At 53.0% G+C, this 15,255-nt stretch carries 15 protein-coding genes and 3 tRNA genes; 7 read left to right on the forward strand and 11 right to left on the reverse strand.

All coding sequences use genetic code 11. The annotated features are described in order from the left end of the window. Positions 1–17: 17 nt before the first annotated feature. Genes P9J64_08185 through P9J64_08200 form a run of 4 tightly spaced genes read left to right on the forward strand, consistent with a single transcriptional unit; the run spans position 18 to position 4,624 of the window. Positions 18–800, forward strand: coding sequence for a DUF1295 domain-containing protein (locus P9J64_08185; protein MDG5468297.1), 783 nt, complete (start codon positions 18–20; stop codon positions 798–800). Then, positions 793–2,082, forward strand: a complete 1,290-nt coding sequence (locus tag P9J64_08190) for an FAD-dependent oxidoreductase (protein ID MDG5468298.1) — start codon at positions 793–795, stop codon at positions 2,080–2,082. Before P9J64_08185 ends, P9J64_08190 begins: the two co-directional genes overlap by 8 nt. Next, positions 2,079–4,064, forward strand: coding sequence for a DUF1365 family protein (locus tag P9J64_08195; GenBank protein ID MDG5468299.1), 1,986 nt, complete (start codon positions 2,079–2,081; stop codon positions 4,062–4,064). The genes P9J64_08190 and P9J64_08195 overlap by 4 nt, the downstream gene beginning before the upstream one ends. Continuing rightward, complete coding sequence (locus P9J64_08200) at positions 4,064–4,624, forward strand: DUF2878 domain-containing protein (protein ID MDG5468300.1); 561 nt, start codon at positions 4,064–4,066, stop codon at positions 4,622–4,624. Before P9J64_08195 ends, P9J64_08200 begins: the two co-directional genes overlap by 1 nt. 3 nt (positions 4,625–4,627) lie before the next feature. Here P9J64_08200 and P9J64_08205 read toward each other — a convergent pair whose 3' ends face one another. The 3 genes from P9J64_08205 to P9J64_08215 form a co-directional block, all read right to left on the reverse strand. Beyond that, positions 4,628–5,035 (reverse strand): DUF2177 family protein, encoded by a 408-nt coding sequence (locus P9J64_08205; GenBank protein MDG5468301.1) that lies wholly within the window; start codon positions 5,033–5,035, stop codon positions 4,628–4,630. A gap of 98 nt (positions 5,036–5,133) precedes the next feature. Continuing rightward, the gene (locus P9J64_08210) at positions 5,134–5,535 is read right to left on the reverse strand and encodes a pyridoxamine 5'-phosphate oxidase family protein (GenBank protein MDG5468302.1); all 402 of its coding nucleotides are present in this window, start codon (positions 5,533–5,535) and stop codon (positions 5,134–5,136) included. A gap of 281 nt (positions 5,536–5,816) precedes the next feature. Continuing rightward, complete coding sequence (locus tag P9J64_08215) at positions 5,817–6,212, reverse strand: rhodanese-like domain-containing protein (GenBank protein ID MDG5468303.1); 396 nt, start codon at positions 6,210–6,212, stop codon at positions 5,817–5,819. A gap of 150 nt (positions 6,213–6,362) precedes the next feature. Between P9J64_08215 and P9J64_08220 the strand changes: the two genes are divergently transcribed. Beyond that, positions 6,363–7,256, forward strand: a complete 894-nt coding sequence (locus P9J64_08220) for a selenium metabolism-associated LysR family transcriptional regulator (protein MDG5468304.1) — start codon at positions 6,363–6,365, stop codon at positions 7,254–7,256. A gap of 78 nt (positions 7,257–7,334) precedes the next feature. Here the strand turns inward: P9J64_08220 and P9J64_08225 are convergent. The 6 genes from P9J64_08225 to P9J64_08250 form a co-directional block, all read right to left on the reverse strand. After that, a tRNA-Arg gene (locus P9J64_08225) sits at positions 7,335–7,411 on the reverse strand. 65 nt (positions 7,412–7,476) lie between these two features. Further along, positions 7,477–7,566, reverse strand: a tRNA-Ser gene (locus P9J64_08230). Between the two features lie 115 nt (positions 7,567–7,681). Continuing rightward, positions 7,682–7,769: transfer RNA gene (locus tag P9J64_08235), tRNA-Ser, on the reverse strand. Positions 7,770–7,818: 49 nt separating this feature from the next. Then, on the reverse strand, positions 7,819–9,087 hold the full coding sequence (gene serS / locus P9J64_08240) for a serine--tRNA ligase (protein ID MDG5468305.1): 1,269 nt from the start codon (positions 9,085–9,087) through the stop codon (positions 7,819–7,821). Positions 9,088–9,221: 134 nt separating this feature from the next. Then, the gene (locus P9J64_08245; GenBank protein ID MDG5468306.1) at positions 9,222–9,809 is read right to left on the reverse strand and encodes an HD domain-containing protein; all 588 of its coding nucleotides are present in this window, start codon (positions 9,807–9,809) and stop codon (positions 9,222–9,224) included. A gap of 203 nt (positions 9,810–10,012) precedes the next feature. Continuing rightward, entirely contained in the window at positions 10,013–10,882 is an 870-nt protein-coding gene (locus tag P9J64_08250; GenBank protein MDG5468307.1) for an EamA family transporter, read from the reverse strand. A 198-nt stretch (positions 10,883–11,080) separates the two neighbouring features. On the opposite strand from P9J64_08250, the gene P9J64_08255 reads away from it, so the two are divergent. Further along, the gene (locus P9J64_08255) at positions 11,081–12,487 is read left to right on the forward strand and encodes a class II fumarate hydratase (GenBank protein MDG5468308.1); all 1,407 of its coding nucleotides are present in this window, start codon (positions 11,081–11,083) and stop codon (positions 12,485–12,487) included. Positions 12,488–12,584: 97 nt separating this feature from the next. Then, positions 12,585–13,118, forward strand: a complete 534-nt coding sequence (locus P9J64_08260) for a TrmH family RNA methyltransferase (protein ID MDG5468309.1) — start codon at positions 12,585–12,587, stop codon at positions 13,116–13,118. A gap of 908 nt (positions 13,119–14,026) precedes the next feature. Here P9J64_08260 and P9J64_08265 read toward each other — a convergent pair. Then, entirely contained in the window at positions 14,027–14,833 is an 807-nt protein-coding gene (locus P9J64_08265) for a phosphatase PAP2 family protein (protein MDG5468310.1), read from the reverse strand. A gap of 103 nt (positions 14,834–14,936) precedes the next feature. Beyond that, a complete protein-coding gene (locus P9J64_08270; GenBank protein ID MDG5468311.1) occupies positions 14,937–15,251 on the reverse strand; it encodes a DUF2007 domain-containing protein in 315 nt (104 codons plus the stop codon). Positions 15,252–15,255 lie beyond the last annotated feature (4 nt).

Here is a 15,255-nt window from a genome sequence, read left to right on the forward strand (position 1 = left end):
GCGAAGCGGGATCGCGGATGAACGTTTTCTTCTTCAGCCTTATTGTGCTGCTGATCTATATGACCACGATTTTTGGGCTCGCACTGCGGCTCAAGGACAACAGCATTGTCGATGTGGCCTACGGCCTTGCCTTCGTTCTGACCTGCAGCTCGGCTTTTCTGGTTTATGGCGATGGTCACGCCCGACAGTGGCTGGTGGTCTCCCTCATCACAATCTGGGGGCTGCGTCTCGCTTGTCACATCTTTCTGCGCAAACAGGGCGAGGGCGAGGATTTCCGTTATCGCCAATGGCGCGAAGAGTGGGGCGACACCTTCATCTGGCGCAGCTTTCTGCAAATTTTCATGCTGCAGGGGACGGTGATCTTTCTGGTCGCCCTGCCAGCCTTGCTGGTCATCAACAGCCCGGGGGGAAAGCTCGGTGCCTTCGATGGTGCAGGACTGCTGGTCTGGTTGTTCGGCTTCGGCTTTGAGGCAATCGGCGATTGGCAGCTTTTGGGGTTCAAGCGCAAGCCTGAGAACCGCGGCAAAATCATCCAGAGCGGCCTCTGGCGCTACACGCGACATCCGAATTATTTTGGTGAAGCCGTGCTCTGGTGGGGTTTGCTCCTGATCGCCCTCAAGGTTCCATATGGGGCGGTGGCGGTGCTCAGCCCGCTACTCATCGACTTTTTATTGTTAAAAGTTTCCGGAATCCCCATGCTTGAAGCCAAGTATCAGAACAATCCGGAATTTTCTGCTTACAAAGAGCGAACCAATGCTTTCTTTCCCTGGTTTCCAAAGCCCGGAGGTTTGAATGACTGAAGCACGCGATAAGCCGACCCAAGGTCAAAAAATTGCCGTGATCGGTGGTGGGGTTGCCGGCATCGTCGCGGCTCATCTGTTGCAAAAGCGATATGACGTGACGCTCTTCGAACAGAATGATTATCTTGGCGGGCACACTCACACCATCGAAATCAAAGAAGGCCCCGATGCCGGACTGGCGGTTGATACCGGTTTCATCGTCCTCAACGATGCCACCTACCCCCTGTTTCGAAAATTCCTTGCCCAACTGGGAGTCGAAGCACGGGTTTCGGAGATGTCCTTTGGTTTCCAATGTTGGCAGACCGGCCTGGTTTATGCCGGCACGGACTTCAACGGCCTGTTCGCCCAGCGGCGCAACCTGTTCAGTCCAGCATTTTACCGCTTCCTGCTGGAGATTGTGCGATTCAACAAACAGGCTCAGGAGGATCTCGACAAGGGTGACATTTCCCAGGTCACTCTCGGCGAATATCTGGAGAAAGGGGGTTACTCACCCTTTATGATCGATAACTACCTGATGCCGATGGCCGCAGCAATCTGGTCCACACCAACGATGCAGATCCATGCTTTCCCGGCTGGCCCGTTTCTACACTTTTTCCGAAACCATGGCTTACTCTCTTTTCGCAATCGCGCCCTCTGGCGAACCGTGGTTGGCGGAAGCCATGCCTACGTTAAAGCTTTTGCCAAGGGTTTCAAGGGGAGGTTGCATCTTGATTCAGCGGTGCGGGGTGTCCATCGTGAAGAAGGGCAAGTTCGGCTCACTTTCTCAGATGACGAGGCACAGACCTTTGATCAAGTCGTGATCGCCACCCACGCCGATCAGGCCTTTCGCCTATTGCAAGATGCGACTGAACTCGAGCAAGAGTTGCTTTCACCCTGGCAATACCAGCTCAACCAAACTGTTCTGCACACGGACTCATCGATCTTGCCGATCCGCAAACACGCCTGGGCTGCCTGGAATTTTACCCGCGAGGCGAGAGAAGAGGAGGATCGCCCCGTTTATGTGACCTACTACATGAACCGCCTGCAGGGGTTAAGGGCGCAGAACGATTATTGCGTCACCCTCAATCGCGGCGAAGCTTTCAAACCGGACACCGTGATTGCCGAGATGGCTTACCATCACCCGCTTTACAGCTTCGCTTCGATGGCGACACAAGCGAAGTTGCCGCAGCTCAATGGTTGTAAGAACACCTATTTCTGCGGCAGTTATTTCGGCTACGGTTTTCATGAAGATGCCGTCAGGTCGGGTGTCGACGTGGCCAAAGCATTCGGACTTGAGTTATGAATTCGAAAATTTATCTCGGTGAAGTCACGCACGCTAGGCTTTCGCCGGTCAAGCACAGCTTCCGCTATCCGGTTTATTTTTACGCCTTCCAGCTGGAAGACCTTCCCGAGCTTGCGAAGCAAACCATGTTGTTTGGTTATAACCAGCGACGTCCGGTTGCTGTTCATGACAAGGACTACCTGGCCCCTGGTGAAGCTCCGATTCGCGAAAAAGTTGAAGAGGTTCTCACCCATGCCGGCATGACCTTTCCCCTGGGTAAAGTCATCCTGGTCACAGCGGCACGATTTTTCAATTACATCTTCAATCCGATCAGCTTTTTCTACTGCCACGACAAGGATGGCCTTCTGGTCTGCATCATTGCCCAGGTGCGTAACACCTTCGGTGAGATGCACCTCTATCTGCTCGATGCGAAAGGGTCAGAAAAAGTTGATGGCCGATTGCTCTTCCGTGCTGACAAGCAGTTCCACGTCTCACCCTTTTTCCCCGTCCGGGGACACTATGAATTTCGGCTGACCGAGCCGGATCAAGCCATCGATAATACGCTCAACTACCATGTCAATGACCAGCTGGCTCTGGTCGCCCGGATCCATGGACAGGCCAAGCCCTTGACCAGAGACAGCCTGGCAAGAACCATCATTGCCCACCCCATCGGCGCTAGCCTGACCATGCCCAGGATTCTCTGGCAGGCGGCCAAACTTCATTGGCAGAGGAGGCTCCCCGTGTATCACAAACCGGTTCCCGATAGCGTCATGACCATACGACCCGTACCAGCGACCTTGATTGATCGGATCGGCTTTAAAATGGTCACGGGCTTTTTGTCACGCCTACCGCAGGGCGAAATTAAATTGAAGACTCCCGACGATTTGCATTATTGCTTCGGTGAGGCAGGGGCCTCTCCGTCGATAAAGCTGGCCGTCAAGGAGTTCCAGTTCTTCCGCCGCGTCATGCTCTCCGGCGACATCGGTTTCGGTGAAGCCTACACCGATGGTGACTGGACCACGTCTGACCTGCCTGGCCTGTTGACACTGCTCGCCGAGAACGAAGATGTAATGGATGACCGCAGTATCATGTCGTCCCTCATGGGTCGACTGGTCAACTACTTCCGGCACCTGCAACGACCCAACACCATCAGGGGCAGCGCCCGCAACATCAAGGAACATTACGACCTGAGCAACGCCTTCTTCGCTACCTTCCTCGACCAGACCATGACCTATTCGTGCGCGCGGTTTATAAACGGGGACGAAACTTTGGAACAGGCACAGCGGAACAAACTTCAGTCAATCATTGCCAAGACCGGGATCGGAGCAGACGACCATGTCCTCGAAATCGGCTGCGGCTGGGGCAGTTTTGCCATTGAAGCCGTGCAACAGACCGGCTGCCGTGTCACGGGGATCACCGTATCCAGGGAGCAGCTCGAGTTTGCCCGCCAGCGCGTTTTGGACGCGGGCCTTGAGGAGCGGATTGAACTCAAGTTCTGCGACTACCGGCATATCGAAGGGGAGTATTCAAAAATCGTCTCGATCGAGATGCTCGAAGCTGTCGGCCATGCCGGGTTAAAACCTTTTTTTGCGGCCTGTGATAAAGCCCTGCAACCCGGCGGTCGCGCCATGATCCAGGTCATTACCATACCTGATCGCAAATATAATGCGTATCGCTACAGTTCCGACTGGATCCGCAAACATATCTTCCCCGGTGGGCATGTCCCCTCTGTCGGGGCACTCACTAAAGCCATGGCGAGTGGATCGAACCTGCACCTGGACAACCTCGAACAACATGGACTGGATTACGCCGAGACCCTTGATCGCTGGCGCCAGACCATGCTTGCACGGCGGCAGGAAATCCTTGCGCTTGGCTATGACGAGGCCTTTCTGCGTAAGTGGGACTACTATTTCGCCTACTGCCAGGCCGGCTTCGCCGCCAACATCATCGACCTGGCACAAATGGTTTTGAGCAAACCGGAACACTCCTCAAGGACCGACTGATGTGCCTGCCACCCCTTGCAACCAAACTTCTCAATGTCTCTATCTACCAGGCCGGCTGGTTCTGCTGCGTGCTCGGCGCAGGCTGGGGCTTTCCGACCTCCGGCGCGCTGGTTGGATTGTTGCTTGCCGGTTTGCATCTGCTGTTGGCCGTATCCCGAAAAAACGAGGCGTTATTGATGTTCGCGGCCTGCCTGCTCGGAATCCTGGTTGACTCCCTTCAGCAAGGCTTCGGCTTGTTTACCTTCACACGCGATGCCGCCTGGCCATTGTGGCTGCCTCTCTGGGTGTTTGTGATCTGGGCGCAGTTCGCCACACTCTTCCACTACGCTTTGCACTGGCTATCGGGACGCTACCTGCTTGCGGCAATCTTCGGCCTGGTTGGCGGGCCATTCGCTTATTGGGCTGGCATTAGAATGGGTGCCGCCTCTTTCGGTGACAACCCGACCCTCACGGTTGTGACCCTGGCCATAGTTTGGGCCCTGGTCACGCCGTTGCTCTGTCGGCTGAGTGATTTAATCGATAAAGAAGAGGGTCGTTATCGATTGGGCAGAGATAAATAATGCTCAGTTGAGCCAGCGACCGACCTGGTAGCTGATCGAAGCGACCAGACTGCAGAGAACAACTCCCCAGGCGATATCGATAAAAACAATCTTGATCGGCCAATCTTTAAGCGTCGCAAGATTCGTCAGATCATAGGTCGCATAGGTAAAGAAACCAAACAGGGCACCCCAGACAAGAGCTTTGAACAAAGACATCTCGGCCAGGGCCGGCCTGACCGCAAACAGAATGATGCCGGCGATGTAGATAAAGTAGAAAGCAAAGGCTGCCGGCCAGTTCACCTCGGGGCTGAGCAAGTGGCCGAGGTTCTTCTGGTAAAGACCCTTGGCAATCACACCCAGCCAGAGCAGGTCAATTGCAAAAAAGACCGGGATCGTCAGGAGGTAGAGTTTCAGATAGAACCAGGTATTCATAAAGAACTCCCACTAAAAAGGATTGTACAACTGCAGTACAATCGGATGCGGGTTTAGATAGAGCCGCGACCTTGACAGAAACTTCAGAAGAGTGAAATTCAAGGCAGAGTTATCTGCGGGCTGTCGCTGCCAATCAGTTTCAGGGCTTTTTCGATTTTAAAATAGACGAGAAATTTTGGCCCCTTGGCTTCGTCTTCTTCGGGGGTCAAGCAACGTCTTGTCATCTGATTCATCAACTCAAGATCCTGATCCTCCCGATCCTTCTTGAGAAACAGACGAAGACCTTTGTAGCCACGTTCTGCTTCGATAAAAAGATACGTGGCATACGGGTTTTCCTGAAGATTGTGATGGGTAAGCCGGTCGCGCATGATAAACGCAATTGTCCCGTCTGCCATGACATGTGGTCTTGCATAAATCGCGGAATCAACTTTACCGACGCTGTCAGCGGTGGACATAACACCAACGCCACTTGCATTTTCAAAATAATCTTGCAATTGCATGATTGCTCTCCTGGTAGGTTTCAAAGTTTCTTTAATCTTAACCGATAAGAGCAAAGGTACAATCCATGCTTCCCCAAAGGCCACCTGGCACAGAAAACACAAAAAAGCCTCAACACTATGATTAGTGCTGAGGCCCTTCTTTAAATGGCGCGCTGCGGAAGATTCGAACGCCCGACTTTCTGATCCGAAATCAGTATCGAGTTCTTCTTTTGCGCCAAGCATCTAACATTTAGGATCTATTTGTTCAGTATTGAGTCGTTGTGCCCCCGATTCGAAGGTCTTCAATAGGGCCACTCTGCCTGGCCTCCCTCAAGGATGAGCAGGCGGGATTCAGAAACTCCCTGTTCTTTAAGATAGTCATAAGTCCGTTTCGCTCCGCCTCCGCCACGGGGACAGATAATCGTGACAGGCTCCATGCTTGCTTTCGCCTGCTCTACAACCCCCTGTAGCTTCTGCCTGTCCTGCTCCGATTTAACCGGGTAAGCGTAGGTCGCAATGGCCTTCTCGATATGGTGCTCAGAAAATTCGTCTTCGACCTGGATGTCAAGCAAAAGACCCTGCTGGTTTGTCTCAATCCTTTTCTGCAGTTCTGCAGCACTGATATACTGATAATCTCTCGCCATAGCAGAAGTTGAAATAACGAGAATCCCCACCAACAAGAAGATAATTTTTTTCACAGGTTTTTCCTTTCAAGATAATTTGCAATGATTGTGTGTGTTCAGTTGCTTCCCAAGGTGCAAAAAGTATCTGATATTGACATCGGATAAGCAAACCGATAATTTCGATATTGTAAATATCAGGTATTGACTATCTCAATAGGAGTGCGTGTGAATTTTCGTCAGCTTGAGCTCTTTATTGCCATTACCGAAACAGGCAGTTTTTCGCGAGGCGCGGAAGCTGTCCTCTTAACCCAGTCAACCGTTAGTCAGCATATGGCAGCTCTTGAAAATGAACTGGGCACAGAGCTGTTTGACCGAATTGGCCGCGGCGTCGTTCTGACTGCAGGAGGAGAGAAGTTTCTTGTCCACGCCAGGCGGATTCTCGCGGAGCGTGATGTGTTGCGCCAATCGATGGCCAGCTTTCAGGGGCTGGAGAATACTCTGCTGAAGATTGGTGCCAGCAATGTTCCGGCAAATTATCTGATCCCGCCGGTATTGCCTGCACTGAAGCAGAAACATCCCGGGATCACCCTCACCATGTTGACAGGTGACTCCCGCGAGATGATCGCTTGTCTCGAAAAATCAGAAATTGAACTCGCCGTAGTCGGCAGTTACCTGAGTACAAAGAAGATCGAATTCACTCCCCTCATCGCTGATTCGTTGACACTCATCGTCGGCCCGAACCACCGTTGGGCAAAAAGGGACTCACTCTCCCTGGCCGAACTTATCTCTGAACCCTGCGTAGTCCGTGAAGAGGGCTCGGGTAGTGGGCAGGCTTTGCATGATGCATTAAGCCATCGAGGCCTGAATCCGGAAGAGCTCACGATCGGCGCACGACTCGGCAGTAACGAGGCTGTGTTACAGGCTGTTGCCGAAGGATTCGGGTGCGCTTTTGTTTCTGAGCTCTCCGTAAACCATAATCTTGGTGCGGGAGAGATTTGTAAGGTCAAAGTCGATGGTTTGACTGTGGACAGGCAGATTTGGCTGGCGAACTTAAAATCTCGCTCCCAGTCGCCAGCATCCAAGACTTTCAAAGAGGTGCTGATGAAATTCTATTACTGATTGCCAATTCTATTGCTCAACCGAAACTTGAGAAACAAAAAGGGAGTTAGACAAATTGTCTAACTCCCTAATCTTAAATGGCGCGCCGCGGAAGATTCGAACTCCCGACCTTCTGATCCGTAGTCAGACGCTCTATCCAGCTGAGCTAGCGGCGCAAACGAACACGGTTTATCGCTTACATCCAGATTAAAGTCAAGCCTTTTCAAGCTTAACATAAAACTGGCGGAGAGGGAGGGATTCGAACCCTCGGTACAGTTGCCCGTACAACACCTTAGCAGGGTGCCACCATCGGCCGCTCGGTCACCTCTCCGCTATTCACAATTTTTGCGGACGCACAGTGTAATGCTGTCGTCCGCGTTTTTCAATCGCTCGTCTTGCAACGTTTGCTCTGTTGTGAATTCAAAAAAACAGAACAAATATGAAAATGGCGGAGGAGGTAGGATTCGAACCCACGGACGCTTGCGCATCAACGGTTTTCAAGACCGCCGCCTTCGGCCTCTCGGCCACTCCTCCGTTTTTATTTATCTAGACCCGCATTTGTAATACAAACTGCGAATCGTAATCAACCGATTTTTTCAATACCGCCCATATAAGGACGTAAAACTTCCGGAATCACCACCGAACCGTCTTCCTGCTGGTAGTTTTCCAACACCGCAACCAGGGTACGACCGACAGCCAGACCCGAACCATTCAGGGTATGAACGAATTCCGGCTTGCTGCCTGCCTCCCGGCGAAAACGGATACTTGCGCGACGCGCCTGGAAATCGCGAAAATTCGAACAGGACGAAATCTCACGGTAAGCCTGCTGGGCTGGCAACCAGACTTCGATATCGAAGGTGCGGGCTGCAGAGAAGCCGATATCGCCGGTGCAGAGATCAACCACCCGGTAGGGCAGCTTGAGAGCCTGCAGGATACCTTCTGCATCGGCCAGCAGCGTTTCCAACTCAGCTTCGGAATCTTCCGGACGGACAAACTTGACCAGCTCGACCTTGTTGAACTGGTGCTGGCGAATCAGGCCTCGGGTATCGCGGCCATGGGCACCGGCTTCTTTGCGGAAGCAGGGCGTATGCGCCGTGTAGCAGATCGGCAGCTGTGCCCCGTCGAGGATCTCGTCGCGAAAGATATTAGTCACTGGCACTTCGGCGGTTGGGATCAGGAAATAGTCCGGATCATCCATGTGGAAGAGGTCCGCTTCAAATTTCGGTAGCTGCCCGGTTCCGGTCATGGTGTCGCGATTAACCATGAGAGGGGTCTGTACTTCAGTATATTTATCATCCCTCGTGTGGGTGTCGAGCATGAAGTTGGACAACGCTCGTTCAAGGCGGGCACCGGCTCCCTTGGAGAGGGAAAAGCGGGCACCGGCGATCTTGGTGGCGCGTTCGAAATCAATGATGTCGAGATCTTCACCAAGGTCCCAATGGGCCTTCGGCTCAAAGCCTAGCTGGTTCGGTTCGCCACAGGTACGAACTTCCGGGTTGTCTTCTTCAGACTGGCCGATCGGGCAGACTTCGTCGGGCAAGTTCGGCAGGGTCAGCAACAAGCTTTTCAGGCTTTCCTCAACCTGGCGCAGCTCTTCATCGAGCTCCTTGATACGTGCCGACACATCTTTCATGCGGACGATTTCGCCCTGGACCTGGCTCTTGTCCTTGGTCTTACCGATCAGGGCTGAAACCTGGTTACGTTCCGCCTTGAGCGTTTCCGCCTCGCTGAGCAAAGCGCGCCGCTTATCATCAAGGTTGCGGAAATCACCGAGATCAACGGCACCACCGCGGGTATTCAGGCGGCGTTCGACTTCGTCCAGGTTTTCGCGTAAAAATTTAAGGTCGAGCATGGGAATTGCTCCGCAATTCTGGGTCAAGGGTCACAGGTTAAGGGTTAAGGGTGTCTTTCCCTGAACCTTTTACCATTCACCTTGCTCCGGTTTTTTAAATAAGTGGGGATTTCTAGCACTTATGGGATTCCGGGTCAAGGCTTCGCATCATCGCGCTCACCGCGAACCCACCATTCGGTATCATCATCAAACCACCAACGGGTGGAATCAGTCTCCCAGATCGTTTCTGCCAGGTTTTTGGCCACACCCGTCTGCAAGCGTTTAAGAGTAACCGGATACCACTCATCCGCGTAGCGGTTACCGAGATCTTTATATTCCTTGAGCGCCAGGATCATTTCCAGCTGATCAGCGTCGTGGGCAATGCGGGCTTCACGGGTTTCCTTGGCCATGAACTCATGCTGCAGACTTCGGTAATCATCACCAAAGGGCAGTGTGCGGGCCAAATCTTCGACCGCTTTGCGCTCATCAACCTTGACGTACTTCTTGTTGACATAGTTGAGATCGCCGGTGCGTGCTTCGGGGATGTCATGGAAAAGACAGAGCAGGACAACCCGACCGGCATCGGCTTTTTCATCGAGTTGCGCCAGGGTGTAGCCGATCAAGCTGGTACGGAAGATATGCTCGGCCACCGATTCCGCTCCAGAACCAAGGAACTGGAATCCGGTACGTGGCGTACGCTTGAGCATGCCAGCTTCGAAGAGGAAGTTTGCGATATTTTTCATGAAAGACCTTTGCCACAGAGACACGGAGACACGGAGACACAGAGGAAACATTAAATGGAAAAACTCTTCTATGCAATCTTTCAATACGAAAAGATAGCTTATGAACTTACAACAACGGCGATCTTTATTTGAATTAAAGAAACAAACTCAGCTTCACGTTCGTTTGCGTTTCTCTGTGACTCCGTGTCTCTGTGGCAGATTTTTTAACCAAGGCGGATCAAAGCAGCGCCAGCGAGAACCAACAGGGTTGCAATTAAACGGATACGACCACAAGTCTCACCAAGGAAGAGCACACCGATCAGGACGCCGATCAGCAGGCTGACCTGGCGGACAGGTACTGCATAGCTCATCGGTGCCATTTGCAGGCCGTAACGAAAGGAAAGGAAGGAGGCCATAATGACCGGCCCCGAGAGAATGACCAGAAAACGGCTGTGCCTGAATTCAGCCATGACCCGCCCGCGGTACTTTGGCCGAATGACATTCAAAGTCATGAACAAGAGCATGAAATCGACCAGCAAAAAGGTGAAATGGAAGGGTGAGTAGAGCATGACACCGGTCTTGTCGATCACCGAACCGATCGAATAGATAAAACCGGCAGCCAGGGCGGCCATCACCGCCGGGTCGCGCAGATTGCGAAAAGGTCTGATCACCTCACTCCAGGCCAAGGCCCGCAGCTGAATCGAATAAGCCCCGAACAAGACCAGGCCGATCCCTGCCGTGCCAAGCCCGGAAACCTTTTCTCCAAGAATGAGCACACCCCAGATCGGCACCCAGAACATTGACGTTTGCGCCAAAGGATAAATCAGCGACAGATCACCGCTACGATAGGCGCGACCGGTGAACAGGTGGTAGAGCATGAAACAAGCCGCACCAACGGCAGCCAGACCAATAACGCGCCATGAGGGCAGCGGGAAAGGCCCGGCCATCGGCAGCGCCAGAACCATCAAGCTTCCCGAGGTTACGAACATCCACCAGATGAAGACGGTCTTATCCTTGCTGCGTTTGACCAGCAGGTTCCAGAGCGCGTGCATAAAGGCAGAAAAAAGAATCAATGTAAAGGCGAGAGTCGACATGAAGGTTCATTCTAACCAAGAGAAAAATTTAGTGATACTAAAAACTCTTTGAAGAGCCTAAACGCTCATCTATCTCATTGACAGAAGCCTCACTATTGATATGCTGAAGAGATAAAAGAGCTAATGATTTCAAGAAGATGTCTTTCCTGAAACGATAACAGACAAACCTTCTCTAAAGGCACAAAAGGAGAGTAAAAAATGTCTGCAACCCGCAAAGAAACCGATTCCATGGGCAGCATGACGGTTCCTACCGAAGCCCTCTACGGCGCTCAAACGGCTCGCGCCAGAGATAATTTCCCTATTTCCGGGATCGTCTTTCCCCGCCCTTTCCTGCGTGCCCTCGGCATGGTCAAGGAACATGCGGCGAAGGTCAATCGCGAGCTTGGCCTGATTGACGAGCGCGTAGCGCTCGCCGTTATGGATGCGGCGGAAGAGGTTATTATCGGTGACCTGGACGATCATTTCCCTCTCGACGTCTTCCAGACCGGCTCCGGAACCAGTACCAACATGAACGCCAACGAGGTCATCGCCAACCGCGCCTGTCAGCTGCTTGATGAGCCCCTCGGCAGCAGAACCGTCCACCCCAACGATCATGTCAACTACGGCCAATCAAGCAACGACGTGATCCCCACCGTCATGCATCTGGCCGCGGCTGTGGAGATCAAGGAACAATTACTGCCAAAGCTTGACGAGCTTCGCAAAGCTCTGGGCGCAAAAGCCCGTGAGTTTGACGACATCGTGACCATCGCCCGCACCCACCTGCAGGACGCCACACCAATCCGTCTCGGCCAGGTTTTTGGCGGCTATTTCCGCCAGGTGGCGCTGGTCATCAGCGAACTGGAACGCACTATGGACGGTCTCTGCGAGTTGCCTCTCGGCGGCACAGCCGTCGGTACCGGCCTTAACACCCATCCGGAATTTGCCCAGCGTGTGATTGCCGGGATAGCAGAGGTCACCGGCCTGCCCCTGCGTGAAGCCAAAGACCACTTTGCTTCCCAGGGCGGTAAAGAACAGGTGATTGCCGCCAGTGGTGCGCTGAAAACCACAGCGACGGCCCTTTTCAAAATCGCCAACGATATCCGCTTCCTCGCCAGCGGCCCCCGCTGCGGCCTCGGCGAGTTACAGTTACCTGCCGTTCAACCGGGCAGCTCGATCATGCCAGGCAAGGTCAATCCCGTAATGGCTGAAAGCCTGATGCAGGTCTGCGCCCAGGTGGTCGGTAACGACACCACCATCACCCTGAGCGGCATGAGCGGCAATTTTGAACTAAATGTCATGATGCCTGTTATGGCTCACAACCTGCTGCAATCGATCGAACTGCTGGCCAACGCAACCGACCAGTTCAACGAACGCTGCCTGCAGGGCCTTGAAGCCGATCGCGAGCGTTGCGAGGGTCTGATTGAAGAGAGCCTGGCCATGTGCACCGCTCTGGCTCCGGTGATCGGTTACGACCAGGCCGCGGCCATCGCCAAGCAGGCCCATGAAACAGGCAGAACGGTACGCGAAGTTGCGATAGCCGAGGACGTCTTACCGGAAGAAGAGTTGCAGAGATTGCTCGATCCGCGACCGATGACGGAAGCGGGTATTCCCGGGAAAACCAGATGATCGAAACGCGTAGCGAGTAGCGCGACAAACCACAAAGCCTCGGTTAGCTTTTCCGCGTTTCCCGCTACACGCGACGCGCCTCGGAGTTTCACCCTTTATGAGCAAAAAAGAGAATCGCCGCAACATGCTGCTGCGTTACAACAAGGAACGCCAGCGCAACGTCCTGGCAAAACCGGGTGAACACGCGTTCGTTCTGGTGCTCGATCAACTCAAACCCAGCTTCAACGTAGGCAAAACCTTCCGCAGCGCTGAAGCCTTTGGCGCGGGCGCTGTGCACCTTGTCAATATCGATGCCTTTGATCCGGCTCCCGCCAAGGGCTCTTTCCGCAAGGTTCCGGCCGTCTTCCATGAGTCTTTTAGCGAGTGTTATGCGCAATTAAGCGAACAGGGCTACCGCTTTTTCCTGCTCAGCCCAGATGACGCGACATCTCTCTGTGCAGCGGAACTGCCGCAAAAGAGTGCCTTTATTCTGGGCCATGAAGAGTTTGGTTTCAGTTTTGACCTGCAGGACTATCCGGACATGCAGAAGTTGACCATTCCCCAGTTTGGCAGTGTCCAGAGTCTTAACGCCAGTATCGCCGCCTCGGTGGTCATGTATGAGTATGTGCGACAATGGCAGACCAAGCTGTGAAAGAGCGGTCAAATACTTAGGCTCTTTTCGCGTTTCGTGCAGAGCGACAAGCCCCTGATGGACTCCCGCCCATACGTTTCAATAAAATTCATGTTTACAACACAGCCCTTCGTATAATTCTCTGCACCCTTTAGTTATATTTCGGGTTGTCATCTCTTGACAATACAGAGGCCTGAGTTAACGTCTCACAATGTTAGGAAACCCTTCTCAATTGAACGAGAGAGGGTGGGCCGTTATTCCTGTAAAACAACACAAAGATGGCCAACTGTCGAAGCTTAGTGTGCCCGATGGACACGGCCTTTTTTTGTGCAACAAACGCCGCGACAGCAAGGACGGAAAAGATCACCTTTTTGCAGAAGGTGAGAAAGGGTCGCAATGGAGCCATTAATTAATGTTGAACTGAAAGATGGTACGATTTGCCAAGTCGCCATTGAGGCATTAGATGTTTTGCTTGAGCACAATAAAGTCAGCAAGTTTGAAAGATCTGGGGGATGGGCTATTGTCGGTCGAGACCCACTGAGAAGTAAGGAAAGGGGGACCGTTTATAGCATTCCAGAGCGTAGGCACTAACTAAAACAGCTTGTAAAAAAAACGGCGGCTGGCAGAGACTTTCGCCATGCCAAGCTGGGGCCGGTTCCTAGACAGAGAGGATTCTCCGATGCTTATTCCTGTAGTCCTTAAAGATGGTCATGAAGAATTGGTTAGCAAAGACGAGTTGCAGTTTTTGATGTTTAACAAGCAACTGTTGTTTTTTAAACGTTCTGATGGATGGACGGTTCTCGGTCGAGACCGAATGCGCTCTCAACGAGGGCCATACAATGGCGAAGAACGACGGCGACATGAAGTTTTTTCTTTAGACTATTAACCGAACACGTCCCTCCGGTTCCCGCTCTTTGCCAGAAGCTGCTTCAATATCGAACGGATATCCCTGCATACAAGTCTTCCCGCCCGGGTTGGACCGTCAACTGGAACACTTCCTGATCAATCCCCATAAACAAATCGTTGATGAACATACCAAAAAAATGGCCTAAAGAGATACCCGCCAGAACATCGGCAGGGTAATGCTTGGCGGCTTCTACGCGAGCCCAACCGGTGGCCAGGGGGATGGCGGTGAGGGTAGCCTTGGAAGTGATTTTCGCCCAGCGCGGTATATTCATGGTTCGAACATTGCGATCAGCAAGAATAGCGTAAACAGAAGCCTGGGAGGCGTGTGCGGAGGGAAAACTGCGATCATTTCGTTTATCAGGGCGATCGCGACCCGTTGAATCCTTAAGCAAGTCGGTCGTAGCATCAGTCAGGCCATAGGCGGCAAGTCCAACCCCAAGGGCCTTGGCTTTCGCCAGAGCCCAGTCTCCGCCAACAGGGCCACTCGGCGCGGCAAGAAAGGAAACCCCATAGGCCACATAGGTCGCCGCCCTGAGGTTATCACTGGCGTCGCTGGCATCATCCTCGTTACCAAAGACCGGGTTATGTCTGAGGGCCCAATCCGAGAGCCGTCCGTCATAGTCCTCGACCTGCAAAGCCAAAGCTGTTGCTGCAGGGGCCCAAACCTCTGGTGACTTGAGAGCATTCCAGGCCGAGACTTTGACCTTTCCCCAACCCGGTCTTAAGGTTACATCCTCTCCCCAGCGATGACCGTTGGGCAGAAGACCGGAACACCCGGTCATTATGAACATAATCGCGAAAAGGAGCCCGAACCATCGACAAAGATTCATAGAATCCTCCTTAGATAGTTCTTATTTATCAAAGGGGTGCAAACTGTCAAGGAGACAAGTTAGAGACTTGCGGGAAAGGCGAACGATTAAAGCTGCCGTTTAATCACGCGTCCCGTGATGTCCCGCACTTCCAGCACGAGCCGAACTGCCCCTCCAGGTCCTCTCCGCAACCGGCACAGCGCCAGGCCGCAGCCTCTTCTTTTTTGAACCAGTTCGCGAGCAAAGACTTGGCGCGCGGCCAGACTTCATCGTCGACCACCCAGAGCTCGGGGCAACATTCGAGGAAAGGGATTTCGCCGAGGGCGGCGAAAAGCTGTTCATTACGGATCAGGCAGGTCACACCTTCGCGCTCCAGCAGCTCTTTGAGCAGGCCGGCTTCAGCACGATCGGCTAAAGTGAAGGTGTGCAGTTTCTTCATGAGA

This window comes from Deltaproteobacteria bacterium IMCC39524, from assembly GCA_029667085.1.
Classification (GTDB): domain Bacteria; phylum Desulfobacterota; class Desulfuromonadia; order Desulfuromonadales; family BM103; genus M0040.